This window comes from Streptomyces sp. CB00316 (genome assembly GCF_001905595.1).
Taxonomy (GTDB): domain Bacteria; phylum Actinomycetota; class Actinomycetes; order Streptomycetales; family Streptomycetaceae; genus Streptomyces.
In genome coordinates this window covers 58,799-83,819 of record NZ_LIXI01000002.1, presented here as the reverse complement: position 1 = coordinate 83,819, position 25,021 = coordinate 58,799, and the positions used below count along the sequence as shown (strand labels likewise).

The window sequence follows — 25,021 nt, the reverse complement described above, 5'->3', positions numbered from 1 at the left end:
GCTCACTTCGCGTCGGAGTACCGCTCCACGACCGCCGTGGTGAACGGGAACCGCACCGGGGTCTCCCCGAAGGCGATCCGTCCGGCCAGCTCGCCGGCCGCCCGGATCGCCTCGGTCACGGCGTCGGTCTCCTCGGCCGGGCAGTGCACGATCACCTCGTCGTGCTGGAAGAAGACCAGCTCGGCCCGGAGCCCCTGTTCGTGGAGGGTGCGGCGCAGTCCGGCCAGGAGGAGCAGCGCCCAGTCGGCGGCGCTGCCCTGGACCACGAAGTTGCGGGTGAAGCGGCCGCGGGCCCGGGCCAGACCTCCGTCGGAGACGGCCTCGCCGCCCTCCTGGGGGATGCCCGCCTCCTCGTCCTGGCCCGCCACTGCGACCGGCGGGCTGGTGCGGCCCAGCCAGGTCCGGACCGTCCGCCCCTCCTCGCCCGACCGCGCCGCATCGTCGACATAGGCGACGGCGAGGGGGAAGCGGCGGCGCAGGGCGGCCAGGTTCTTCAGCCCGTCCCCGGAGGTCTGGCCGTAGATCGCGCCGAGCAGCGCCAGCTTGGCGTGCTCGCGGTCGCCGTGGAACGCCCGGTCGGACAGGGCCTTGTAGAGGTCGCCGTCATGACCGGCCACCTCCATCAGGCCCCGGTCGCGGGAGATCGCGGCCAGCACCCGCGGCTCCATCTGGTCGGCGTCCGCGACGACCAGGCGCCAGCCCTCGTCGGCGACGACGGCCTGCCGGATGACCTTGGGGATCTGGAGGGCCCCGCCGCCGTTGGTCGTCCAGCGGCCGCTGACCGTGCCGCCCGGCTGGTACTCCGGGCGGAAACGGCCCTCGCGCACCCAGTCCTGGAGCCAGCTCCAGCCGTGAGCCGTCCAGATCCGGTAGAGCTTCTTGTACGCGATCAGCGGTTCGACCGCCGGGTGGTCCAGCTCCGCCAGCTCCCACCGCCGGGTCGACTTCACCACGATCCCGGCCTGCGCGAAGGCCTTCACCACATCTGCGGGCAGATCGGGGCGGACCCTTCTGCCGAAGGCCGCCGACACCTCGTCCGCCAGCTCGGCGAGCCGGCGGGGCTCGCCCCCGCCCGCGTACCGCTCGCCCAGCAATCCGCGCAGCACGTCCCGGTGCACATCGGCCCGCCAGGGCAGCCCCGATCGGTGCATCTCGGCCGCGACGAGCATCCCCGCCGACTCCGAGGCGGTCAGCAGCCGCATCCGGTCCGGGTGCTCGGCTGTGTCGTGGCGGCGCACCTGGTCCGCGTAGACCCGCAGCAGCCCCTCGAAGGGGACCCCGGGTCCGGAGGGCGGCTCGAAGAGGGAGGACTGGGAGCCAGGTTCGGCGGACCGGGCGGGCGGGTCCGGCGGCACGGGCGCGTTCTCCAGCCGGGCCAGCGCGGCGGCCGCTGACCGGGGCTCACCGAGCCGCCCCGCGTGCCCGAGCAGCAGGAACTCCGCGCACTCGATGTCGTAACACCGCTCGACGCGGACCCCGGCGGCGAGCAGCCGGGGGTAGAGCTCGGCGGTGGACCGCCACACCCAGCGGGCCACCTCGGGCCGGGAGCGGACGGCCTCGACGAGATCGGGCTCGGCCAGGACCGGTCCGGCGGGTGTGCCGTCCCGCTCCAGCGGCACGAGCAGCGCCCCGCCCCCGTCGGCCGCCGCCACCGCCCACCGTTCGGTCATGGTGCGAGTCTGGCACCCACCACTGACACCACCCCGGAACGGCTGCCCGCGCCGGAACGGGAGCCCACCCCGGAACGGCAGCCCGCCCCCGGACGGTCACCGTCGTGGCCGCCCCCGGAAGGTCACCCCGGCACCCCGCCTACCCTGGTCGGATGGAACCGGTGATCGACCAGGCATGCGCGGCGGCGCTGTACGCGGAGGGCGACGCGGCCCTGGACACCGGCGCCTCCCTGCTCGCCGCCGCCCCCGACGCGGACGACGCGCTGCACCGGCGCGGCGAGGAGTTCGTGACGCGGGCCTGGGGGAGGGGCTGGCACCCCGCCGATCTGGTCCGGTTCGTCCGGTTGGAGCTGGACGAGCGGCGGGCTGCGCTGGCGGCCACGCTGATCGCCGCCGAGACCGCCCGGTATGCCGAGCTGCCGTCCCGCTGGCGCGCCCAGCTCGCCGAGCTGCCCGGACCCGTACCGCGCAACAAGCCCGACCGCTTCAGCTACGCCTGCGACCTCCTGGAGCTGTACCGGCTGCTGCTGCGGCTCCCCGCGATCGAGCCCGTCGGCCCGGCGCCCGGCACCGCCGCCGACCACCTCCACCGGCCGCCCGCCCCCGACGAGCCCCGCATGCTCACCCGGATCCGGGCGCTGCTGGCGAAGGCGGAGGCGACCGGCTTCCCGGAGGAGGCCGAGGCGCTGACCGGCAAGGCGCAGGAGCTGATGGCCCGGCACAGCATCGACGAGGCCCTCATCGCGGCCCGTACGCAGAGCACCGAGACCCCCGGCGCCTGCCGGATCGGGGTGGAGCCGCCGTACGAGAGCGCGAAGGCGATCCTGCTCGACGCCGTCGCCTCCGCCAACCGCTGCCAGGCCGTGTGGAACGGCGACCTCGGTTTCAGCACGGTCGTCGGCTTCGAGCCGGACCTGGAGGCCGTCGAGCTGCTGTTCACCTCGCTGCTCGTGCAGGGCACGGCCGCGATGACCCGGGCGGAGGCCGGGCAGCGGGCCTCCGGCCGTAAGCGGACCAAGACCTTCCGGCAGTCGTTCCTGATGGCGTACGCGCAGCGGCTGGGCTCCCGGCTCGCCGACACCACCGAACGGGCCACGGCGACGGCGGCCGACACGGACACCGCCACCGGGACCGACACCCGCAAGGGAACCGGCGGCCTGCTCCCCGTCCTCGCCGCCCGGGACGTCGCCGTCACGGAGACCGCCGAGCGGATGTTCCCCCGGACCACCACCACCCGCGTCCGCGGCGCCACCGACCTGGACGGCTGGAACCACGGCACCGAGGCCGCCGACCGGGCCCGTATGGGTTCCAGGAGCGGCGACACGCCCCGTGGACGTGATGGCGAAATCATGGCGTAAGCCCGACTCGTCCGTATTGGGGGCTATAGGCTCGGCCCATGAGCTGGCTCCGGGCGCTGAAGGAGACCGCCCGCTCGGGGCTGGAGATCGAGCGGCAGAGACTCGAACCGCTCATCGCCTTCCGCGGGGCGGCCGGACTCGCTCTCGTCGTCGGTACGAGCCTCGTGCTCTTCGGGCCCGAGATCGCGGCGAGCTCGGCGTTCGGCGCCTTCCAGGCCGCCATCGCCACCTTCCAGCGCAGCTGGCGCCCGCGCCCCGTGCTCGCCCTCGTCTCCGGCGCCAGCCTCGCCGTGTCGACGTTCCTCGGCTACGTCACCGCCTCGCATCCCGTGCTCTTCCTCTGCCTGCTCGGGGCCTGGACGTTCCTCGCCGGTCTGGCCTGGTCGGCGGGTCCCACGGGCGGGATCATCGCCTCGTCCAACGTCGCGATCATGCTGGTGACGATCACCCTGCCGACCTCCGTCGCGGACGCCGCCGTCCACGCCGGGATGATCCTGGTCGGCGGGGTGGTCCAGGCGGCCCTGATCGTCCTGTTCCCGGTACGGAGATGGGGCGCCCAGCGCGACGCGCTCGCCGACGCGCTGGCGGCCGAGGCCGACTACGCCCGGCGCCTGCGCCACGATCCGGTCGCTCCCTTCGACCCGCTGCCGCTGATGACCGCCCGCAGCGCCGCCGCCGTCACCCCGCGCCAGGCCCGCCGCCGTCCAGCCGAGCTCCAGGGCGCCCGGGGCGTCGCGGAACGGCTGCGTCCGGTCCTCGCCTCGCTGGCCGACCCGGCGATGGGCGTGCCCGGCGAAGGCCTGGAGCGGGCCTGGGTGAACGAGCTGCTCGGCGCCGCCGGGTCCGTGCTCGACGCCGCCGCACGTGCCGTGCGGTACGGGGAGCCCGTCCACCTCTCCGCCACCGACCTCGGCGTCCTCAAGACCCCCGACAACGACGTGATCCTCGTCGGCCCCGCCCTCCGCGCCGCCGACCGCCTCGCCGCCCTGCTGGACGACGTCCTGGAGATCGCGGAGGGCACGGGCACCGAGAGCGGCCTGCCCGAGAACCTCGCCCCCGACACCCGCCACCGCCCCACCCTGCTGCGTCTCGTGCCGGTCGTGCTGAAGGCGATGCGCCGGGAGCTGCACCCGGGCTCCCCGATCCTGCGCCACGCGATCCGGGTCGCGGTGGTCGCCGTGGTGGGATACTTCGTGGGCGCCGCCCTGCCGCTCGGGCACGGCTACTGGGCGCCGATGACCGCCGTCATGGTGATGCGCCCGGAGTTCTCGCAGACATATGGCCGCTCCGTCGCCCGCTTCTGCGGCACCCTGGTCGGCATCGGCCTCGCCACCGCCATCGTCCAGACCGCCCACCCCGACGCCCGGCTCTCCGCGCTCCTGGCGGTGGTCTGCGCCGGGCTGATGTACCTGCTGATGCGGACCGGCTACGCGGTCGGCCAGGTCTGTGTCTCCGGCTATGTCGTCTTCCTGCTCGGCATGGCGGGCGACGACTGGTCCCAGACCGTCACCGAACGCATCGTGCTCACGCTGGTCGGCGGACTCCTCGCGATGATCTCGTACGCGCTCTACCCGGCCTGGGAGACCCCGCGGCTGCGCAACCGGCTGGCCGAGTGGCTGGTGGCGGACGGGCGGTACGCGGCGACGGTGGTCGACCGGTACGCCGATCCGGCCCACCGCGACCCGGAGGAGGTACGGGACGCCCTGGTGGCGACCCGCGAGGCCAGGGTCGCCTGGCAGGAGGCGCTGGCGACCGCCCAGCACGAACCCGTACGCCACCGGGGCATCTCCCGCGCCGCCGCCACCGACGCCCAGCACGCCCTGGCCCAGCTCGGCCGGTCCGCGATGGTGCTGGAGGCCCACCTTCCGGCCCGGTCGGCCGACCCGGTGCCGGGCGCCGCCCAGCTGGCCGAGGCGTTGCGCCGGGCCACCGAGAAGGGCGCCAAGGCGGTACGGGAGCGGCGGCTGCCCGACTGGCAGCCGGTGGTGGACGCGGTGGCCCACTGGGATGTGCCGACGCCGACGGAGGACGGTACGACGCCGGTCGGCGACCCGGTGGTGCGCCGGGGCGCCGCGCTGCTCCTGGAGGCGCTGGAGGAGTTCACCCGCGCCCTGGACGAGCGCGGCGGCTCCACCCGGGTCAGCAGCACCCTCGCGGAGAACTGAGTGGCCAGGGCCTCAGGACGCCGACGGCACCTCAGGAAGCTCCGGCGCCTCGGGCATCTCCGGCAGCGACGGCAGGTCCGAAGGCAGCGACGGCAGATCCGTCGGCAGCCTGCCCGGATCGGCCTTGGAGAGGGTGTCCTTGACCCCGCCGTCCCAGGAGAGGACCAGCTTCTTGCCGTCGTTGGACTCGATCGCGCCCATGGTGCGGTCGTCGGCCCCGCCGGTGCACTTCAGTGCGAGCATCACCTCGCCCATGTCCTTCACATCGCCCTGGCAGACGGCCTGGTCGGCGACGAGGGCGACCTTGCCCGCGGTGATGGAGAGGGTGACGTTCTTGCCGTCGGTCAGTCCCACCCAGGTGCCCTCCAGCGCCGCGGCGTCCGTACCGGCGCCCTCCGGCCCCTGGGCGTCGCCTGGTGTCGCGCTCGATCCGGCGTCGGGGCCGGAAGCCTTGCCCGCGTCGTCGTCACTGCCGCATGCGGTCAGCGCCAGCGAGGCGGCCAGAGCGGCGACCACGACACCTCCGGTGCGTACGAACCTGGTCACGTGGAGTTCCCCCTTGACTGTTCTCCGGTCGAAAGACCGCGCCACGTTACCAAGATTCTTCCGGCCAACTCCGTTAAGCGGGAGCCAAATAGGCGTGCCGTTCGTCTCTCCTCCAGGGCCTCCTTCACGGCTCGCCTTCAAGGCCTTCTCCAAGAAGGAAAGCCTGTAATCAAAGCAACACCCCACGTGCACGTGCATCTGCTCATGCATCGGCATATGAACAGAGCTATGATCCGATCTAGTTGACACTTGCACTTTGCAACTCGGGGAGCGTCCTGTGCACCACGTGTACAACGGCATGGCGGCCACAGAGCTTCGCGGAGTCGTCTGGCAGAAGAGCAGGCACAGCAACTCCCAGGGATCCTGTGTGGAGTTCGCGAAACTGCCCGGAGGCGATGTGGCGATGCGGAACTCGCGCCACCCCGACGGGCCCGCGCTCGTCTATACACCGGCCGAGATCGAGGCGCTGCTGCTCGGCGTCAAGGACGGCGAGTTCGACCACCTGACGGCCGGAGGCCATCTGACGACCGAAAGCCACCTGGCGGCCGGAGGCTGACTCCGGCGGCCAGGTGGCCGGACGATTCCTGGCAGGGCCCCGAGCGGCGGACCCTCACTGTCCGTTCTTCGCGCAGTCCGAGAGCCGGAACAGTGCCCAGACGACCTTGCCGTACACGGGTGCTGACGGCAGCTCACCGGCCGGCGCCGGGGAGGGGTGCCAGCCCCAGCTGTCGCTGACGCACTCCACCAGGAACAGGCCGCGCCCCGACTCGGCGGAGTCCGCCGCCTCGCCCGCCACCGGGCTCTCCCGGCTGGGATCGCGCACCGCGCAGACCAGCCGCGAGCTCCACCGCATCAGATGCAGCCGCACCGGCGGGTCCTGGAACTCCCGGGGCGGGTCGCTCGGCAGCGCGTGGCGCAGGGCGTTGGTGACGAGCTCGGACACCACCAGGGCGACGTCGTCGAAACGGTCGCCCAGCTCCCACCGCTCCAGGGTGGACTTGGTGAACTGCCGTGCTCCGCCGACCGCTTCGTAACGGGCGGGCAGAGCGCAGGAGGCCGAGCCGGCGACCCCTGAGGGGTCGGTCGGGGGAAGCCCCTGCCGTAACGGCTCGAGCATCGTCGATCCATTCGTCCCCATACGAGGCACTCCCGGGATTCGCGGCTGTAGCGGCACTGCCTGTAAGCGGTACTGCGGGGGGTACAGCGGCACAACACGAGCACGCAGGTGCGCAGGGGTCATGCTTCCCAATGCGCAGAGCAGATGCAAGGGCAGATGCACGTGCACGCGCCGGACCTGCCCGATACCGTGGTGATTCCAGGGCATTTCTTCCGTCGGGCAGTTTCGGAGCTTTCCGGACGTCTTCCCATTTCCGTAATCGAATGAGTACGGGCTGAAGCGTTTTGGTGGCAGAATCCTGGCTTCGGGGTCGCGGGGGCGCCCCGAGTGCCCGGTAGGCGATGGGGAGGGTCGGACCAGTGTCGGCAGGCGAGTCGAGTGGATCGGTGGTGCGGCGCATCCTGCTGGGCTCTCAGCTCAGAAGGCTGCGGGAGTCGCGCGGTATCACCCGTGAGGCGGCCGGCTACTCCATCCGGGCCTCCGAATCGAAGATCAGCCGCATGGAGTTGGGACGGGTGAGCTTCAAGGCCAGGGACGTCGAGGATCTGCTCACGCTCTACGGTGTCGCGGACGCCGCGGAGCGCGACGCGCTCCTCGGCCTGGCGCGCGAGGCCAATGTGGCGGGCTGGTGGCACAGTTACGGCAATGCGCTGCCCGGCTGGTTCCAGACCTATGTAGGTCTGGAGGGAGCGGCCTCCCTCATCAGAATCTATGAAGTCCAGTTCGTGCATGGCCTGTTGCAGACCGAGGCCTATGCACACGCCGTCGTCGCCCGCGGAATGCGCGGCGCCCCGGTCGCCGACATCGAACGCCGGGTCGCCCTGCGCCTGGAGCGCCAGAAGGTGCTCGTCTCCGAACGGGCCCCGGCCTTCCACGCCGTCCTGGATGAAGCCGCGCTCCGCCGCCCGTACGGCGAGCGCGACGTGATGCGCGCACAATTGCGCCACCTGATCGACATGTCGGAGCAGCCGAACATCACGCTCCAGGTGATGCCGTTCAGTTACGGAGGGCATGCGGGCGAGAGCGGTTCGTTCACGATGCTCCGATTCCCGGAATCCGATCTGTCGGACATTGTCTATTTGGAGCAGCTGACAAGTGCGCTCTATCTGGACAAGGCCGAGGAAGTCGCGCAGTACGAAAAGGCCATGGGGTGCCTGCGGAAGGACAGCCCCGGACCTGAGGAGAGCCGCGATCTCCTGCGAGGACTCCTCCAACTGACTTGATTTGTAGTTACGATGACGTCGCATCAGGAGTCTGCGAACGCCTGCAGTAAGGGATTGCATGTCCTTCTTCCATGAACTGGCCCACCAGTACATCGATGGCGAGTGGCGCACGGGCAGCGGCTCATGGGACATCATCGATTTCAATCCCTACAACGGTGAGAAACTCGCCGCCGTCACCGTGGCGACCGCGCTGGAGGTCGACCAGGCCTACCGGGCGGCCGAGCGGGCACAGCAGGAGTGGGCCGCCACCAACCCCTACGAGCGGCGGGCCGTCCTGGAGCGCGCCCTGCGCATCACGGGGGAGCGTGCCGACGAGATCGCCGAGGCGATCATCGACGAGCTGGGTGGTACCCGGCTGCGCGCCGCGTACGAGGTGCGCGGTGTGACGGAGGTCCTGCGCGAGGCGGTCCGCCAGTCGCTGCGGCCCACCGGCCGCCTGCTGCCCGCGGTCTCCGACGGTCGGGAGAACCGTCTGTACCGGCTCCCCGTCGGCGTCATAGGGGTGATCAACGCCTTCAACTTCCCTTTCCTGGTGGGGATGAAGTCGGTCGCGCCCGCCCTGGCGCTGGGTAACGCGGTCGTCGTGAAGCCCCACCAGAGTGCCCCCGTCGTGGGCGGCGGACTGATCGCGAGGATATTCGAGGACGCCGGGCTGCCGGCCGGGCTGCTCAACGTCCTGATCACCGACAGCGCCGAGATCGGTGACGCGTTCATCGAGCACCCCGTGCCCAAGGTGATCTCGTTCAGCGGCTCCGACCGGGTCGGCCGCCACATAGCCGCGACGGCGGCCGGGTTCTTCAAGCGGACCATCCTCGAACTCAGCGGCAACAGCGCCCTGGTGGTGCTGGAGGACGCCGACATCGACTACGCGGTCCGGGTAGCGGTCTTCAGCCGCTTCCTCTACCAGGGCCAGGTCAGCATGGCGGCCAACCGCATCCTGGTGGACCGTTCGGTGGCCGCCGAGTTCACCGAGCGTTTCACCGCCGAGGTGGCCGCCCTGAAGTCGGGCGACCCGAGAGACCCGGAGACCCGGATCGGCCCGGTCGTCAACGCCTTCCAGGCCGACGCCCTGACCGGGCTGGTCGACCGCGCGGTCGCGGACGGGGCGACGGCGCTCGTACGGGGTCGGACCCGCGGCAACGTCGTGGAGCCGACCGTCCTGACCGACCTCCCCGACGGCTCCCCGCTGCTGGCGCAGGAGATCCTCGGCCCGGTGGCCCTGCTGATGACGTTCGACGGCGAGGACGACGCCGTACGGATCGTCAACGACAGCCCCTACGGGCTCAGCGGCGCCGTGCACACGGGCGACGCGGAGCGCGGGGTGCGGTTCGCGCAGCGGATCGTCAGCGGGATGTTCCACGTCAACGGCTCCACCGTCCAGGACGACCCACTGGTGGCCTTCGGCGGCGAGAAGACGTCCGGCGTGGGGCGGCTGAACGGCGAGGCGGTCGTGGAGGCGTTCACGACGCAGAAGTGGATGTCGATCCAGCACGGACGCTCGGTCTTCCCGTTCTGACGGCATGCCTCCTGGCAGCGCGCCGCCTCACGGGACCGGCCCGCGGACTCCTTACCGGGCCGGCCCGCGGAACGTCGTACGGTACGCGCTCGGCGAGACGCCCAGGGCCTCTGGAAGTGCCGCCGCAGGTTGGCCGCAGACCCGAGCCCCGTCCGCTCGGCCACCTGCTCGACGGGCAGGTCGGACTCCTCCAGCAACGCGCGCGCGAGGTAGACGCGTTGCTGGTTCAGCCAGGTCGTCGGCGTCATCCCGGCCTCGTCCCGGTCCACGGTCTCGTCGACGTGGCGACCGTGCCGCCGGTCATCGAGCTCTGCCGCCGCGTGTACGGGGAGAGCGGCCCCGTCGTCTTCGGCTGGGCCAACGCCGCCCACCTGCTGGGTGCGGGGGCCTCGGCCTTCCTCGGTGCGACGGCACGGGACGTGTTCGGTGCGTACGACGTGGTGTGGGTCGCCCTGAGTGCCGGGCGCCTGGTGGCGGCGCTGCTGGCCCCGGCCGTACGGGCTACCCTAGTCAAAGTTGAATAGGAAGCCCGGGAGCGGTCGGCCCTCGGGAAGGATGGATGGGTGTCATGTCCGCGATCCGGCTGCTGGTCCTCGGTGCTGTGCGTATGCACGGTCGCGCGCACGGCTATCAGGTCCGCAACGACCTGGAGTACTGGGGTGCCCACGAGTGGTCCAACGCGAAGCCCGGGTCGATCTACCACGCCCTGAAGCAGATGGCGAAGCAGGGACTGCTCCTCGCCCATGAGACGGCCCCCTCCACGGCCGGCGGACCGCCGCGTACCGAGTACGAGGTCACGGAGGAGGGGCTCGCGGAGTACCGCACCCTGCTGCGCGACGCCATCCGCTCCTACGACCAGAACCTCGACGTCCTCTCGGCGGCGATCGGGTTCATCGTCGACCTGCCCCGCGAGGAGGCGGTCGCGCTGCTCAAGGAGCGGGTGGAGGGCATGAAGGAGTGGCGGGACTCGGTCACCGGGTACTACACGCCCGAGGAGGGCCCCGCATCCCTCGGCCACATCGGCGAGATCATGAACCTGTGGGTGCACTCGGCCGACGCGGGCGCGGAGTGGACCCGGGGGCTGATCGAGCGGATCGAGGGCGGCGCGTACACCTTCGCGGGCGAGGGTGACCCGTTCGTCGGCGTACTCGCCGAGGGTGAGGAGAACCCGTACGCGACGGGTGTCCCCGACCCCGGGGACGACGACTAGTCAAGCTTGCCTACGAAGAGGCAGCCGAAGGATGGCGGGGAACGTGACCGACGCGATCGTCCTGGAGGCTCCTGGGCCGCCGAGCATGCCCAACTCCTGGCGGTTCTTCGGCCGGTGGCGATCATCACCGTGTTCTTCCCACTGGCGGTGGGGAAGGTTCGCACGGCTGAGCCGGTAGCGGGACCCGATCGGCCGCAGGTCAGAAGGCGCGATCCCGACCGGAGAGCGGGGAGTCGTGGACGGCGACGACCTCCCCGATCACCACGCCGGGCGCGGGCCTTGCCAGATCCAAGCCGGAGAGGTGCTTCTTGAGCCGCTTCGCCATGGGACGGAAGGTCGCGAGGGTGAGCCCGCCGGAGAGCACGGCTCCGACGACGGGGATGGCCTTCGAGACGGACTTCGCGAAGGTCTGCTTCGTCATCTCGACGCCCAGATAGCCCGCGACCTTCTTCACCACCGGGTAGACGACGCCTTGGGTGAGCGCCTTCTGCGGCAGTTTTCTGGCGACCTCCCGCGACATCATGGTCGCGACCTTCCCGACCGCGGTGTTCGCCGACTGGGTACCGAACATGACGCCGACGAAAAGTGTGAGGACGTTTCTGGTCGCGTCGTCGAGGTCGGCGTCCTCCGAGAACAGATCGGGCCAGCTGTAGAGGTAGGCGAGCTTCTGGGCGATGCGCAGCACATGGCCGGCGTACTGCGCCAGGTCGGCGGGCACGGTGGCGGGAAGGGCCAGGAGGCCCGGCATGCCGGCCGCAGCGGAGAAGGCACTCACCTTGGCGGTCTCGAAGGTGATGGACTCGTTGGCCACCCGGTCCAGAACCTCCAGCGGAATGCCCGCCAGCGCGGGACTCAGCTCGACCGCCCTGCGGATCTCGGCCTCGGAGCAATGGCGGGCCAGCGCCCGACGCAGATACGAAGCCCGGTCGATACGTACGCCCGGAAGTCGTGCCGCGCTCCCTAGTATCGCGGAGAACCGCGACTCGGGGTTCTCCATGTCTTTGCTCGTGGACATGGCAGGAACCTACAGCAGCGGAACGGCGTCCTGCCCCGGTTTCGGACCAGCTGTCGCAGGGCGGGGCGGCTAGTGGTGGAAGGCCGTCGCCACCCCCCGGTCATGGCTCAACGGGTGTTTCTGCGAACGCAGTTCCGGGAGCAGCAGCCTCAGGTCGTCGATCAGCAGTGCGGCGAGGTCGGAGGAGAAGCCGTTGCGGCACACCACCCGGAGCACCGACAGGTCCTGCCGGTTGGCGGGGAACGTGTAGGCCGGGACCAGCCACCCGTGCTCCCGCAGCCGGCGGGAGACGTCGAACACGTCGTACGCGTGGACGTCCGGGTTCGTCGTGAAGGCGAAGACCGGCAACTCGTCGCCCCGGGTGAGGAGTCGGAAGTCGCCCAGCTCCTCCACCGCCCGGGCCAGTCCGCAGGCCACGTCCCGGGAGGCCTGCTGGACCGCCCGGTAGCCGTCGTGCCCGAGGCGCAGGAACGTGTAGTACTGCGCGACCACCTGCGCCCCGGGCCGGGAGAAGTTCAGCGCGAAGGTCGGCATGTCCCCGCCCAGGTAGTTGACCCGGAAGACCAGCTCCTCCGGCAGCTCGTCCGCCGTACGCCACAGCGCCCAGCCGACCCCGGGGTAGACCAGCCCGTACTTGTGGCCCGAGGTGTTGATCGAGGACACCCTCGGCAGCCGGAAGTCCCACACCAGCTCCGGGTCGAGGAAGGGGGCCACCATCGCGCCGGACGCGCCGTCGACATGGACGGGGATGTCGAGGCCGGTGTGTTCCTGGAGGGCGTCCAGGGCGGCGCAGAGGTCGGCGATGGGCTCGTAGGAGCCGTCGAAGGTGGAGCCGAGGATGCCGACGACGCCGATCGTGTTCTCGTCGCAGAGCTCGGCGGCGGCCTGCGGGTCGAGATGGAAGCGCTCGCCGTCCATCGGGACCTGCCGGGCCTCCACCTCCCAGAAGGTGCAGAACTTCTCCCAGCAGACCTGCACGTTGACGCCCATCACCAGATTGGGCCGGGCGGTCGCCGGATAGCGGTCCGCGTTCCGCTGGGACCAGCGGCGCTTGAGGGCGAGCCCGGCCAGCATGCACGCCTCGCTCGACCCGGTGGTCGAACACCCCACGGTCGCCGCCGGATCGGGCGCGTGCCAGAGGTCGGCGAGCATCGCCACACAGCGCCGCTCCAGCTCGGCGGTGCGCGGGTACTCGTCCTTGTCGATCATGTTCTTGTCCCGGCACTCACCCATCAGCACCCCGGCCTGCGGCTCCATCCAGGTGGTGACGAAGGTGGCCAGGTTGAGCCGGGAGTTGCCGTCGAGCATCAGCTCGTCATGGACCAGTCGGTACGCCGTCAGCGGCGGCAGCGGCCCGTCGGGGAGCTTGTGCCGGGGCGGCGCGGTGTTCATCGCCGCCGTCGGATCGGCCTCGCCGTAGAAGGGGTTGAGGGCGAGCCTGAGCCGCTCCTCGGAGTGTTGGTCCCGCTGTGGGTGGGCGCCTCGGTGGAGCGGCATGGGGGAGTCCTCTTCCTCGGCTCTCGGCTTCTGGGGCTCTGGGGTCTCTCAAGCTCTCGGTGGCGAGCCCGGCCTTCAGCGCCCGGGTGAACTTCACGACGCGCTCGGCCTGCACGCGGGCGGCGGTGAGTGTCACCTCGCCGACGGGGATGTCGCCCTGCCCGGACACGTGCGAGGTGCCGTACGGGTTGCCGTCGACGAACTTCGACGGGCGGTGTGCCCGGGGGCGACGAGGATGCCGCCGAAGTGGTGGATCGTGTTGTAGAGCGCGAGCAGCGTGGACTCCTGGCCGCCGTGGGCGGTGGAGCTGGCGGTGAAGCCGCTGTAGACCTTGTCGGCCGACTGCCCGGACTGCCAGAGCCCGCCCGGCGTGGGCCGCCAACATCGAGGCGACCCGCCTCCATCCCGGAGGTCTCGCCGGACGACATGGTGTGGGCGGACGCGGTGATCTTCGGTTCGCCGACCCGGTACGGGGACATCACGGCACAGGTTGGAGCCGATGGCGGACTGCGGGGCGAGTTCGGCCGCCCGGCGCAGCCGCACCTGCGCCCCGGCCCGCTTCGCGTCCTCGGCGGCGGCCCGGGCGATGGTGGTGATCGTGCCGGTGGACGAGTAGTAGACGACGGCGACGTTGACGGGCGTGGACATGCGGGGACCTCCGTCGGGACAGTATCAGGGTGAACCGGTGTATAGCGGTGCATAGCGGTATGAAGCTGACCATACGGATCTCCGCCGCACCCGGCGCGCCGGGTACCCCCGTCCCGTAGGCCTGCGGCCCCGCCTCACCGCAGCGCCTTGCCCTCCCCGTCCAGCTGCATCTGCACGCGCCCGGTCACCAGCAGCCAGGCGGGCAGGGTGGCGGCGCACAGCAGCGGCAGTACGGACGCGTCGCTGACCAGCACCGCCGCCGTGAACAGGCTCACCCACCCCTGCCGGGTGACGGCGAGCAGTACGCCCAGCACCGCGCAGGAGACCGCGAGCGCCGGCGGCACGGCGTCGACCAGGGCGTGGGCGCAGAGGCCGAGCGCCGCCCCCGCGAAGACCGCTGGGAAGATCCGCCCGCCCCGGAAGCCGCACGTCGCCGCGATCACCAGGGCGGCCATCTTCACCACCGCCATCACCGCGAACTCCCCGGCCGACCAGCCGTCCGGGTCCTCGGCGATCTCCTTCACCTCCTCCAGCCCCTTGAAGAGGGTCAGATGGCCGCCCAGCGCCCCGAGCAGCCCCAGTGCCAGCCCGCCTGCGGTCAGCGCGAGCACCGGGTACCGCAGCGCGCGGAAGGCCCGGTGCGCCACCGGGAACGCGTACACCGCCACCATGCCGAGGAGCGCACCCGCCGAGGCGATCAGGAGGGCGGAGAGCAGGTCGCCCCAGTGCGGTCCGGCGTACGAGGGGAGCGAGAGGTCGAAGCCGGGCTCCGCGATCAGCGACATGGTCAGCGCCCCCGCCGTACCGGCCGCGAGCGGGGCGAACAGCCGGTCCCAGAACGCCCCGGGCCCCGGCTGCGAGGCCAGCGTCTCGGAGAGGATCAGCGCGGCGGCGATCGGGGTGCCGAAGAGGGCGCCGATCGTCCCGGCGGCGGCGAGCGCCACCCAGAGCTCGACCGGCGCGCCCGGCGCGGCCCGCCGGCCCAGCCAGTAGGCGAGGGCGATGTTGGCCGCGGTGATCGGGTTCTCCGGCCCGAGACTCACCCCGCCCGCCAGCGCCAGGGTGGTCACCAGGAGCAGTCCGGGGACGACGCCCGGCCGCATCGGGGCGTCCACCAGCCCGGTGGTGGCCGGGTCGGGTCCGCCGTGACCGGGCACCGCACGCAGGACCAGGCCCACCGCGAGGCCGGTCGCGGTGAGCATGACGATCATCCAGAGCGAGGAGAACCGCCCCACGCCGATCGCGTCGGGCAGGGTCTCCCAGAGCACGTCCTGGAGTTGCTCCGCCAGGAGGCTGACCCCGAGCAGGACCAGCGCGCAGACCACGCCGACGACGAGTGCGGGCAGAGCGAGCGGTAGAAGCCGCCGGGCAGGGGCGGCCGGGGGGTGGGGGTGCGCAGGCGCGGGGGATTCAGGGGCCACCGGCACACCTTAGGGCGACCAAACGGCCAAACCGCCCCTATTCGGGCTCGGGTGGAACCATGCCTCTCCTTCGGGCTCCGGCAAAACCGCGCCCCTTCCGCGTCACCCCTTGCTGATCACCGCCGCCGTCCCGTACGCGCAGACCTCCGTCCCCACGTCCGCCGCCTCCGACACGTCGAACCGCATCATCAGGACCGCGTTGGCACCCCGCGCCCGGGCCTGCTCCACCAGCCGCTCCATCGCCTGGTTACGCGTCTCGACCAGGGTCTTGGTCAGCCCCTTCAGCTCACCGCCGATCATCGACTTCAGCCCGGCGCCGATCTGGCTGCCGAGGTGGCGCGACCGTACGGTCAGCCCGAAGACCTCACCGATGACCTGGGTCACCTGATAGCCCGGCACGTCATTGGTGGTGACGACCAGCACGTCCGCCTGTGCGGTCTGCCCGCCGCCGAAATCCTCAATGCCCATGTCTGTGGCACCTCCTAGGATCAGCTTCGGCCCGCTCCACGAGATGCGCATCACCACTGTGCGCCACCGGAACCAAGGGCGCTCACCTGGCGTCGTTAGCGTCTGTCGCTACGCTGTCGCCACCGCACACATCATCCTGGAGCCCAGAGCTTTGAATATTCTTGCCCTCGGACCGAGCTGGCTGGACCCGGACTATCTGCTCAACACGTTCGGCCTGCCCGGCCTGCTTCTCATCGTCTTCGCCGAGTCCGGACTCCTGATCGGCTTCTTCCTGCCCGGCGACTCGCTGCTGTTCACCACAGGGCTGCTGGTGACCACGGGACAGCTGAAGTACCCGCTCTGGCTCGTCTGCACGCTGATCGCCGTCGCCGCGATCGTCGGCGACCAGGTGGGCTATCTCTTCGGCCGCAAGGTCGGCCCGGCCCTCTTCAAGCGCCCGGACTCCCGCCTCTTCAAGCAGGAGAACGTCGAGAAGGCCCACGAATTCTTCGAGAAGCACGGCCCGAAGTCGCTGGTCCTGGCGCGGTTCGTGCCCATCGTGCGGACGTTCACGCCGATCATCGCGGGCGTCAGCCGGATGAACTACCGCTCCTTCATCACGTACAACATCGTCGGTGCGCTGCTCTGGGGCGTAGGCGTCACCGTGCTCGGCGCGCTGCTCGGCAAGATCGACTTCGTGCACGAGCACATCGAGATGATCCTCATCCTGATCGTGCTGATCTCGGTGGTGCCGATCGTGATCGAGGTCGTGAGGGCCCGCAGCCAGAGCAGGAAGGCCGCCGCGGTCGAGGCGCCGGCCGACCCCGTCGGGGGCGACCGGTGAGTGCCCTGCCCCAGGGGCTCGGCAGGCCGGGCTCAGCCCCGCCTGGAGCCTGAGGGGACGCGCGCGTGCCGGCCACGCTTCGGTTCGGCGGCCGTGGGCTCCGCCTTCTTGCCCTGCGCCCGGTGCTCCACCACCAGAACAGCGATCACCACGGCGGCACCGAGCGCGAACAGAGCACAGGTCAGGCCTACCGAGCCGCTGGGGGCGAGCAGCCCGCGGTCGTCGTCCTGCCAGGGCCACAGTGCGCGCAGTGAACCAGCCATCAGACCGGTCATCACGACCAGCGTCATGTGGTGGTAGTTCTCCAGCAGCCACTTCAGCAGCTTGACAAAGAGCGCGAGCCCTCCCGCGCAACCCAGCGCGAAGGCTGCGAGATAGCCGAAGTCACGCTCGTTGACGGCTTCGATCGTCGGCTCGTACAGGCCCATGGTCAGCAGCAGGAACGAGCCGGAGATACCGGGAAGCACCAGCGCGCAGATCGCGATCGAGCCGGCCAGTGCGACCACCACGGGGTGGGTCGGCATCTCGCCGGGCGGCAGCCCCGTCAGGGTGAAGGCGCCCACCGCGACGACCACGCAGAGCACGTAGTTCCCGACGGTCCAGCGCTTTCCCGAGCCTGAGTACGGCACCCACAGAGAGGCCAGAACCAGTCCGAAGAACAAGGCGTAGGCGAACTGGGGGTGCTCCTCGACCAGCGGCGCGATCAGCTTGGCCGCGAGCACCAGGGCCACCGCCATGCCCGCCAGGAGCGGAAGCAGGACCGTCCAGTCGACACTCCTCAGCTCAGCTCTGGCGCGCGCGGTCCCGCGGCCGCGGGGCAGGTCGGACGCGCCCGTCCGCAGCGCGCTGGTGATGTGCCCGGCGCCGTCGATCAGCTTCTCGTACACCCCGGTGATCAGGGCGACAGTGCCGCCGCTGACGCCGGGCACGGCCTCCGCGGTACCGATGAGAGCGCCGCGGAAGGCGTTGAAGACGTGGTGACCGGCTGGCTTCGCCATGATCTCCTGTTTCGGCTGTCGGCTCTCGGCCGTGGTTCGGCGTTCGGCCGTTGAGGGGAGCAGACGACCATCTTAGGCGTCACGTAGTGGCGGCCCCGCAAGGGAGGGGCCCGTAGGCGGAACGGGTGGGCCCGCGGCCCCTCAGAACCCCCTGGTCCGCTTCGCAGCCCGGCGGCTCGCCCCGCCGACCGCGCCCGGTACCCCCATGAACAGCCGTGAGATCTCGCTCCCCAGATTCACCCCGATCGCGATGGCCAGCGCCGTCGCGACCGCCGTCGACAGCGAGGTCAGCCCTTGGGTCACGTCGTTCTGCGCCACGCCCAGCAGACCGAAGTACGTTGCCGAACCGGGCAGCAGCGGTCCGATCGCGGCCGTGATGTACGGCAGCGAGGAGGTGAACCGGTAACGCGAGAACAGCTGGCCGAACAGGCCCACCAGACCGGCCGCCACCGCCGTCGCCGCGACCGGCGAGATGCCCCCGGTCCGGGCCATCGCCGCGAAGATGATCCAGGCGACACCGCCGTTCAGGGTGACCGCCAGCACGGTCGAGCGCTCCTGCTGGAGCAGCACCGCGAAGGCCAGGCTCAGCGCCATCGACGCCAGGATCTGGAGTACCGGCCGGTCGTTGGGCACGAACTGCGCCTCGGGGTTGAGCGCCGCCCCCAGCTGCACGCCCAGGTACAGCACGATCAGCACGCCCGCGACGATGCCGATGAAGAAGTACATGACCTCCAGCAGGCGGGCGGAGGCGGTGATGTAGTAGCCGGTCAGCCCGTCCTGCACCCCGGCCACCAGCGCCCGCCCCGGCAGCAGCGCGAACAGCCCACCGGTGATCACCGCGGACGGGCGGATGTCCGTCGAGTGGGTCAGCGTCAGCGCCACCCCCATCGCGGCGGGCGGCATCGCGGCCACCGTGAACTGGTAGAACTCCGGCAGCCCGCGCCCGGCGCACAGCCACGCCAGCCGGTCGCCGAGCATCGCGCCCGCCGCCGCCACGATGAAGACCAGCACCCCGCCGCCGACCAGCACGGAGGCCGAGCCGGCCAGCAGCCCGGCAGCCGCCGTCAGCACCCAGCCCGGGTACGGGTGCCGGTTACGCCGGATCTCCGCGAGGCGTCGGTAGGCCTCCTCCAGGGAGACGTCGGCGTCCTCGCTGGTGATGTCGTCGACCAGCCGGAAGACCGCCGCCAGCCGGGTGTAGTCGGTGCCCCGGCGGCGTACGGTACGGCTCGCCGTCACCGGGTCGTCGACCAGCGAGGGCTGGTGCGAGATGGACAGCAGCGTGAAGGTGACCGTCGGCTCGCTGCGGTCCAGGCCGTACGACCGGGTCACCGCGAACATCGCCGCCTCGACGTCCTCGGCGCCCTCGCCGCCCGCCAGCAGCAACTCCCCGATACGCAGCGTCAGGTCGAGCACACGCGGTACGGCAGGCCCCGTGTCGTCGTCGGTGCGCTGGACGGTCTCCGGGGCCGGACGCTCGGTCACCGGCATCCGGAGCATCGTGCGCATCCGGTCCTGCCAGGGCGCCTCCTTGGTCAGCCTGACCATCGGAATGCCCTGCGCCGGGGTGAACGCGGGGGGCGCCTGCTGGGCGTTGTACGTGCTCGGCGGGGTGAAAGCGGAACTCAGCGTGTCCGAGTTCGGGCCGCCGGTGGAACCGCCGCCGGAACCGCCCGGACCGCTCGCCTCGGGGTGCACCCCGGTCGGGATCGCGAACTCCGACGTCGGGTGGTCCTCCTCGGGCGGCGACGCCGGGTGACTCGTCCCGGCAGGCGGGGCGAAAGCGCTCCGTGCCTCGTCGGACTGGGGCTTCTGGTCCTCAGGACCGCCCGATTCCGCCACCACTCGACCTCGTTCCTCCTCGGCTACACCTTCCGGGCGCACGTGTGCCCAGTATGGCCACCGACATGACCGCCGCATGACGGGGCGATGCGCACAGCGGAACGGGCGGCACATCCGGAAGGTGTGCCGCCCGTTCGCGTACGGCCGTCCGGCTCACAAACGGAACCGGAAGAGGTACGTCAGTGCTTGCCGCCCTGCGCCTCAAGACGCTTGTACGAGGCCTCGATCTCGGCCTCCGCCTCGGTACGGCCGACCCAGTCGGCGCCCTCGACGGACTTGCCCGGCTCCAGGTCCTTGTAGACCTCGAAGAAGTGCTGGATCTCCAGGCGGTCGAACTCCGACACGTGGTGGATGTCGCGCAGGTGCTCCACCCGCGGGTCCGAGGCCGGGACGCACAGCAGCTTGTCGTCGCCGCCGGCCTCGTCCGTCATCCGGAACATGCCGATGGCGCGGCACTTGATGAGGCAGCCGGGGAAGGTCGGCTCGTCCAGGATGACCAGCGCGTCCAGCGGGTCGCCGTCCTCGCCGAGGGTGTTCTCGACGAAGCCGTAGTCGGCCGGGTAACTGGTCGAGGTGAAGAGTCGACGGTCCAGGCGGATCCGACCGGTCTCGTGGTCCACCTCGTACTTGTTCCGCGAACCCTTCGGGATCTCGATGGTGACGTCGAACTCCACGGGTGGCTCCTCCATGATCAACACATACGACTGGTGGTTAAGTGTCCCCCACGCAGAAGAGTGCTCGCGAAAGGGGCTGGTCAACGGTGGCCGAGCCGGTGGAAGAACCGTCGAACCGCCCGTCGGACCCCTGGGGCCGGATCAAGAACCTGAAGAGCAAGCGCAACGGGTCCAACACCTGGCAGGTCGTCGCAGGCTCCGCCGTGCTCGGCCTGGTCGTGGCCACCGGCGCCGTCCTCGCCGCCGGTCCCTGGGACAACGGTCAGCGTAAGGCCGAGCGGCAGCTCGCAGCCGCCGCGGACCGTACAGGTGGCGCACATCACGGCCGCAGGCTCCCCGGCGCCCCGGAACCGGCCCCCAGCGCCCCCGCCGTCCTCGGCGCGCTCGACACCGCGGTCACCCGTTCCGCCCCCCAGGACCCCGCGGGTCTGCGCACCGCCCTCGCCCCGCTCATCGGCGCACCCGCCCTGGGCACCCAGGTCGCCGCCTCCGTCATCGACACCGCCACCGGCGAGCAGCTGTACGGGCGTGGCGCCGCCACCCCGATGACCCCGGCCTCCACCGTCAAGATCGCCACCACCACCGCGGCGCTTTCCGCCCTCGGCCCCGACCACCGCATCGCCACCACCGTCCGGGTCTCCGAGGACCACCGCACCCTCACCCTCGTCGGCGGCGGCGACCCCACCCTGAGCAAGGCCGCCCTGCGCTCGATGGCCACCGAGGCCGCCACGGCCCTGCGCGAGGGCGAGAACTCCGTACGGCTCGCCTACGACACCTCCCGCTACACCGGACCCGAACGCCACCCCATCGGCAAGAACCCCAACATCGCCCCCGTCACCGCCCTGATGGTCGACGAGGGCCGCCTCAACGGCACGGATCACGGCCACGCCCCGCGTACCGACGACCCTGCGGGCGACGCGGCCCGCGCCTTCGCCGCCGAGCTGAAGAAGGCGGGCGTCGAGGTCTCCGGCGCCCCCCACGCGGCCCGGGCGGCCGACACGGCCCGTACCGTCGCCACCCACCACTCCGCCCCGCTCTCCGCTCTCGTCGAGCGCGCCCTCACCAACAGCGACAACGACATCGCCGAGGCCCTCGCCCGGCAGACCGCCATCGCCAAGGGTGAGAGCGCCGACTTCGCGGGCGCCCGCCGAGCCGTCACCGCCGAACTCAGGAAGCTCGACGTACCCACCGCCGGAGCCCGCCTCGCGGACGGCAGTGGACTCGATCGTGAGGGCCGGGTCACCCCCGCCCTCCTCACCGCGCTCCTCGCCCGCGCCGCCGATCCGGAGCGGCCCGGACTGCGCCCCGTCCTCACCGGCCTCCCTGTCGCCGGCTTCAACGGCACTCTCAGTACCCGCTACCGGGACGACACCGGCGCGAGCGGCCTGATCCGCGCCAAGACCGGTACCCTCACCGGCGTCAACTCCCTCGCCGGAACCGTCGTCGACCCGCAGGGCCGACTGCTCGCCTTCGCCTTCCTCGCCTCCGGCTCCACATCGCCGTCCGCGGCCGAATCCGCCCTCGACGCACTGGCCGCCGCCCTCGCCGGACCGGGCGGCTGAGCCCCGCTCCTTTGAAGGACCCCCACCCGAAGGGCGGCGCAACACCCCACCACCGGGCGAGTCGCTCACGTACGGTTGACGCATGACGAGCATCGGTGGTGCAGAGATGGTCGACTGGAACCTCGCGGTCGCGACCGCGACCCGACTGGTGCGGCCCGGGCCCGAGATCAGCCGCGAGGAGGCCCGCGCCGTCGTCGCGGAGCTCCGGCGGCACGCCAAGGCCTCCGAGGAGCACGTCCGGCTCTTCACCCGGATGATCCCGGAAGGGACCGAGCCGGAGGACACCCCCGTCCTGGTCGTCGACCGGGCCGGCTGGATCAAGGCCAACGCCGCGGGCTTCCGCGAACTGCTGCGCCCGCTGCTCGCCAAGATGGAGAGCCGCCGCCCCGGCGGACCCGGTGGAGCCGTGCTCGGCGCGGTCGGCGGCAAGGTCACCGGCGTCGAGCTGGGCATGCTGCTCTCGTTCCTGGCCTCCCGGATCCTCGGCCAGTACGAGACGTTCGCCCCCGCCACCCGCGAGCTCCCCGGCTCCGCCGACGGCGGCGGACGACTGCTCCTGGTCGCGCCCAACATCGTCCACGTCGAGCGGGAACTCGACGTCGACCCGCACGACTTCCGGCTCTGGGTAGCCCTCCACGAGGAGACCCACCGCACCCAGTTCACCGGCGTCCCCTGGCTCCGCGACCACCTCCAGGGCGAGATCCAGACGTTCCTGGACGAGACCGACGTCGACCCGATGACCTTCCTGGAGCGGCTCCGCGAGGCCGCCCAGTCGCTCTCCGGCGCCGGCCGCCCCGAGGGCGAACGCGGCGAGGAGAGCGGACGCAGCCTTGTCGACATCGTCCAGACCCCCGCCCAGCGCGAGGTCCTCGGCCGCCTCACCGCGGTGATGTCCCTCCTTGAGGGCCACGCGGACTTCGTGATGGACGGCGTCGGTCCCGAGGTCGTCGGCTCCGTCGCCGAGATCCGGGAGAAGTTCCAGCGCCGCCGTGCCCAGGGCGCCGGCCGGCTCGACCAGGCGCTGCGCAAGCTGCTCGGACTGGACGCCAAGCTCCGGCAGTACAAGGACGGCGAGAAGTTCGTACGATCGGTCGTCGAAGAGGTCGGCATGGACGGCTTCAACCGCGTCTGGACCTCGCCCAACACCCTCCCGACCAAGGCGGAGATCGCCAAACCCGCCGAGTGGGTCGCGCGGGTGCACCGCACGGCGGAATCGTGACCCTCTCCCGGCTCAGGGCCGGGAAACTGCCCCTCAATCACCCATCCGAGGGACCATGAGGGCATGGGAAGGCGTGCAATGCTCGATGAACAGCTCGCCTCTGTCACCATCGACGCACTCTGAGTGACGGGACTCACGCGTTCCGGCGCTCGACGCTCCTCCCGAACCTCCATGAAGGGCACCGGACATGGGTCCCCATCCTGCGGTCGCGGCGATACGCCTGGCGGTCCGCCGCGTACTCCACGACGTCCTCACCGAATTCCACCGTCACGGCGGCCCCGGCGGCCTCGACCGTCCCGCCGACGAGGCCGGGCGCTCGGCGCCCGCCGCCTCCCGCTACGCCGAGGCCGGCGCGGCGGGCAGGCTCACTCTCCCCGAACGGCCCGCCCTCCCCGAACGGCCCGCCGCCCCCCTCGTCCTCGTCGCCTGCTCCGGCGGCGCCGACTCCATGGCGCTCGCCTCGGCCCTCGCCTTCGAGGCCCGCAAGCTCGACGTCCGGGCCGGCGGCATCACCGTCGACCACAACCTCCAGCCGGGATCCGGCCTCCGCGCCGCCGAGGTCGTCACCCGGCTCGCCGCCATGGACCTCGACCCCGTCGAGGCCGTCGCCGTGCATGTCGGACGCGAGGGCGGCCCCGAGGCCGCCGCCCGCGACGCCCGCTACGCCGCGCTGGACGCCGCCGCCGAACGCCACGGCGCCGCCGCCGTGCTGCTCGGCCACACCCGTGACGACCAGGCCGAGACCGTCCTCCTCGGCCTCGCCCGCGGCTCCGGCATCCGCTCGCTCTCCGGCATGGCCGCCGCCTCCGGGCCGGCCGGCCGCTACCGCCGCCCGTTCCTCCAGCTCGACCGGCAGACCGCCCGCAAGGCCTGCCTGGTCCAGTCGATCCCCGTCTGGGACGACCCGCACAACACCGACCCCGCCTACACCCGCTCCCGGCTCCGCCACGAGGGCCTGCCCGCCCTGGAGAAGGCGCTCGGCAAGGGCGTCGTCGAAGCCCTCGCCCGGACGGCCCAGCTCTCCCGCGACGACGCCGACGCGCTGGACACCTGGGCCGCCGAGGCCGAGCTCGCCGTACGCGACGAGACCGGCCGGCTGGAGTGCGCCAAGCTCTACGTCCTGCCCCCCGCGGTACGCCGCCGGGTGCTGCGCCGGGCCGTCATCGAGGCCGGGGCGCCGGCCGGCTCCCTCTTCGCCCGCCACCTCGAAGAAGTCGACCGTCTGATCACCGGCTGGCGCGGCCAGCGGGCCATCAACCTGCCCGGCCGCGTCGAGGCCCGACGGCAGGGTGGCAGACTGGTCATTCGGCAGAGCTGACGCGCGAGCGGCTGAAACGCAGGCGAACAGCCGGGCCGGACCCGGGGCGCACCCTGGGCCCGGCAGGCAGAGAAAGAGACGTGGGTGAACGAGAAGGACATGGGTACCGACCTTCAGTCGGTGCTCCTCACCAAGGAAGAGATCGACGCGAAGCTCGTCGAGCTGGCCGCGAAGATCGATGCGGAGTACGCGGGCAAGGACCTGCTGATCGTCGGCGTCCTCAAGGGTGCGGTGATGGTCATGGCGGACCTGGCGCGCGCGCTGTCCACCCCCGTCACGATGGACTGGATGGCCGTCTCCTCGTACGGGGCGGGCACCCAGTCCTCGGGTGTCGTCCGGATCCTCAAGGACCTGGACACCGACATCAAGGGCAAGCACGTCCTGATCGTCGAGGACATCATCGACTCCGGCCTGACGCTGTCCTGGCTGCTGTCCAACCTGGGCTCCCGGGAGCCTGCCTCCCTGGAGGTCTGCACCCTGCTGCGCAAGCCGGACGCCGCGAAGGTCGCGATCGACGTGAAGTGGATCGGCTTCGACATCCCCAACGAGTTCGTCGTCGGGTACGGGCTGGACTACGCGGAGAAGTACCGCAACCTCCCCTTCGTCGGCACGCTCGCCCCGCACGTCTACGGCGGCTGACCCCCGGGGAACCCTGGCCGCCCGCGGGCCGTTGAAGCTTCGAAAGCGGGTTTCTCCGCCGCACGCAGCGGTCGCGGGCCTCCTAGCTGGGG

General features: G+C 71.4%; 21 protein-coding genes and 4 pseudogenes. 13 read left to right on the top strand and 12 right to left on the bottom strand.

Features of this window, described 5'->3' with window-relative positions; translation table 11 throughout:
* Positions 1-2 precede the first annotated feature (2 nt).
* The gene (locus tag AMK21_RS04505; protein WP_073874441.1) at positions 3-1,670 is read right to left on the bottom strand and encodes a bifunctional 3'-5' exonuclease/DNA polymerase; all 1,668 of its coding nucleotides are present in this window, start codon (positions 1,668-1,670) and stop codon (positions 3-5) included.
* 152 nt (positions 1,671-1,822) lie between these two features.
* Between AMK21_RS04505 and AMK21_RS04500 the strand changes: the two genes are divergently transcribed.
* Both AMK21_RS04500 and AMK21_RS04495 read left to right on the top strand, forming a co-directional pair.
* A complete protein-coding gene (locus AMK21_RS04500) occupies positions 1,823-3,028 on the top strand; it encodes a DUF2786 domain-containing protein (RefSeq protein ID WP_073874439.1) in 1,206 nt (401 codons plus the stop codon).
* 38 nt (positions 3,029-3,066) lie between these two features.
* Positions 3,067-5,193, top strand: a complete 2,127-nt coding sequence (locus tag AMK21_RS04495) for an FUSC family protein (RefSeq protein WP_073874437.1) — start codon at positions 3,067-3,069, stop codon at positions 5,191-5,193.
* Positions 5,194-5,205: 12 nt separating this feature from the next.
* On the opposite strand, the gene AMK21_RS04490 is transcribed toward AMK21_RS04495, so the two are convergent.
* A complete protein-coding gene (locus AMK21_RS04490) occupies positions 5,206-5,739 on the bottom strand; it encodes a hypothetical protein (protein ID WP_073874435.1) in 534 nt (177 codons plus the stop codon).
* Positions 5,740-6,016: 277 nt separating this feature from the next.
* On the opposite strand from AMK21_RS04490, the gene AMK21_RS04485 reads away from it, so the two are divergent.
* Positions 6,017-6,295 carry a DUF397 domain-containing protein gene (locus AMK21_RS04485; protein WP_073874433.1) on the top strand — a complete coding sequence of 93 codons (279 nt, stop codon included), beginning with the start codon at positions 6,017-6,019 and terminating at the stop codon, positions 6,293-6,295.
* Positions 6,296-6,349: 54 nt separating this feature from the next.
* Here AMK21_RS04485 and AMK21_RS04480 read toward each other — a convergent pair whose 3' ends face one another.
* Entirely contained in the window at positions 6,350-6,856 is a 507-nt protein-coding gene (locus AMK21_RS04480; RefSeq protein WP_073874431.1) for an ATP-binding protein, read from the bottom strand.
* Between the two features lie 341 nt (positions 6,857-7,197).
* Between AMK21_RS04480 and AMK21_RS04475 the strand changes: the two genes are divergently transcribed.
* Positions 7,198-8,079 (top strand): helix-turn-helix domain-containing protein, encoded by an 882-nt coding sequence (locus AMK21_RS04475; RefSeq protein ID WP_199863104.1) that lies wholly within the window; start codon positions 7,198-7,200, stop codon positions 8,077-8,079.
* Positions 8,080-8,137: 58 nt separating this feature from the next.
* On the top strand, positions 8,138-9,595 hold the full coding sequence (locus tag AMK21_RS04470; RefSeq protein WP_073874427.1) for an aldehyde dehydrogenase family protein: 1,458 nt from the start codon (positions 8,138-8,140) through the stop codon (positions 9,593-9,595).
* 167 nt (positions 9,596-9,762) lie between these two features.
* Here AMK21_RS04470 and AMK21_RS37035 read toward each other — a convergent pair.
* Positions 9,763-9,843, bottom strand: a pseudogene (locus AMK21_RS37035) (hypothetical protein); the annotation flags it as partial.
* Positions 9,844-9,858: 15 nt separating this feature from the next.
* On the opposite strand from AMK21_RS37035, the pseudogene AMK21_RS04460 reads away from it, so the two are divergent.
* The 3 genes and pseudogenes from AMK21_RS04460 to AMK21_RS35735 all read left to right on the top strand — a co-directional run.
* Positions 9,859-10,119 (top strand): annotated as a pseudogene (locus AMK21_RS04460) (MFS transporter); the annotation flags it as partial.
* Positions 10,120-10,163: 44 nt separating this feature from the next.
* On the top strand, positions 10,164-10,805 hold the full coding sequence (locus tag AMK21_RS04455; RefSeq protein ID WP_073875538.1) for a PadR family transcriptional regulator: 642 nt from the start codon (positions 10,164-10,166) through the stop codon (positions 10,803-10,805).
* 66 nt (positions 10,806-10,871) lie between these two features.
* Positions 10,872-10,983 (top strand): annotated as a pseudogene (locus AMK21_RS35735) (ABC transporter permease); the annotation flags it as partial.
* A gap of 21 nt (positions 10,984-11,004) precedes the next feature.
* On the opposite strand, the gene AMK21_RS04450 reads toward AMK21_RS35735, so the two are convergent.
* The 5 genes and pseudogenes from AMK21_RS04450 to AMK21_RS04435 all read right to left on the bottom strand — a co-directional run bounded on the left by AMK21_RS04450 (position 11,005) and on the right by AMK21_RS04435 (position 15,854).
* Positions 11,005-11,820: a hypothetical protein gene (locus AMK21_RS04450; RefSeq protein WP_073874425.1), complete on the bottom strand. Its 816-nt coding sequence runs from the start codon at positions 11,818-11,820 to the stop codon at positions 11,005-11,007.
* A 69-nt stretch (positions 11,821-11,889) separates the two neighbouring features.
* Entirely contained in the window at positions 11,890-13,317 is a 1,428-nt protein-coding gene (locus AMK21_RS04445; RefSeq protein ID WP_073874423.1) for a glutamate decarboxylase, read from the bottom strand.
* Positions 13,318-13,369: 52 nt separating this feature from the next.
* Positions 13,370-13,965: pseudogene (locus AMK21_RS35285) on the bottom strand (NAD(P)H dehydrogenase); the annotation flags it as partial.
* 134 nt (positions 13,966-14,099) lie between these two features.
* Positions 14,100-15,386: an ion channel protein gene (locus AMK21_RS04440; protein ID WP_073874421.1), complete on the bottom strand. Its 1,287-nt coding sequence runs from the start codon at positions 15,384-15,386 to the stop codon at positions 14,100-14,102.
* Between the two features lie 102 nt (positions 15,387-15,488).
* Positions 15,489-15,854: a YbjQ family protein gene (locus tag AMK21_RS04435; protein ID WP_073874419.1), complete on the bottom strand. Its 366-nt coding sequence runs from the start codon at positions 15,852-15,854 to the stop codon at positions 15,489-15,491.
* A gap of 151 nt (positions 15,855-16,005) precedes the next feature.
* Between AMK21_RS04435 and AMK21_RS04430 the strand changes: the two genes are divergently transcribed.
* A complete protein-coding gene (locus tag AMK21_RS04430) occupies positions 16,006-16,677 on the top strand; it encodes a DedA family protein (RefSeq protein WP_073874417.1) in 672 nt (223 codons plus the stop codon).
* A gap of 32 nt (positions 16,678-16,709) precedes the next feature.
* Here AMK21_RS04430 and AMK21_RS04425 read toward each other — a convergent pair whose 3' ends face one another.
* From AMK21_RS04425 to AMK21_RS04415, 3 genes are all read right to left on the bottom strand, one after another.
* On the bottom strand, positions 16,710-17,675 hold the full coding sequence (locus AMK21_RS04425; RefSeq protein ID WP_073874415.1) for a DUF368 domain-containing protein: 966 nt from the start codon (positions 17,673-17,675) through the stop codon (positions 16,710-16,712).
* A gap of 141 nt (positions 17,676-17,816) precedes the next feature.
* Positions 17,817-19,520: a threonine/serine ThrE exporter family protein gene (locus AMK21_RS04420; protein WP_073874413.1), complete on the bottom strand. Its 1,704-nt coding sequence runs from the start codon at positions 19,518-19,520 to the stop codon at positions 17,817-17,819.
* A 176-nt stretch (positions 19,521-19,696) separates the two neighbouring features.
* Complete coding sequence (locus AMK21_RS04415) at positions 19,697-20,191, bottom strand: inorganic diphosphatase (RefSeq protein WP_018514302.1); 495 nt, start codon at positions 20,189-20,191, stop codon at positions 19,697-19,699.
* Between the two features lie 86 nt (positions 20,192-20,277).
* On the opposite strand from AMK21_RS04415, the gene dacB reads away from it, so the two are divergent.
* From dacB to hpt, 4 genes are all read left to right on the top strand, one after another.
* On the top strand, positions 20,278-21,753 hold the full coding sequence (gene dacB, locus AMK21_RS04410) for a D-alanyl-D-alanine carboxypeptidase/D-alanyl-D-alanine-endopeptidase (RefSeq protein ID WP_073874411.1): 1,476 nt from the start codon (positions 20,278-20,280) through the stop codon (positions 21,751-21,753).
* An 82-nt stretch (positions 21,754-21,835) separates the two neighbouring features.
* Entirely contained in the window at positions 21,836-22,972 is a 1,137-nt protein-coding gene (locus AMK21_RS04405; RefSeq protein WP_073874409.1) for a zinc-dependent metalloprotease, read from the top strand.
* Between the two features lie 187 nt (positions 22,973-23,159).
* Complete coding sequence (gene tilS / locus AMK21_RS04400) at positions 23,160-24,290, top strand: tRNA lysidine(34) synthetase TilS (RefSeq protein ID WP_073874407.1); 1,131 nt, start codon at positions 23,160-23,162, stop codon at positions 24,288-24,290.
* Between the two features lie 99 nt (positions 24,291-24,389).
* Positions 24,390-24,929, top strand: a complete 540-nt coding sequence (gene hpt / locus AMK21_RS04395; RefSeq protein WP_003968263.1) for a hypoxanthine phosphoribosyltransferase — start codon at positions 24,390-24,392, stop codon at positions 24,927-24,929.
* The last annotated feature ends 92 nt before the right edge of the window (positions 24,930-25,021 follow it).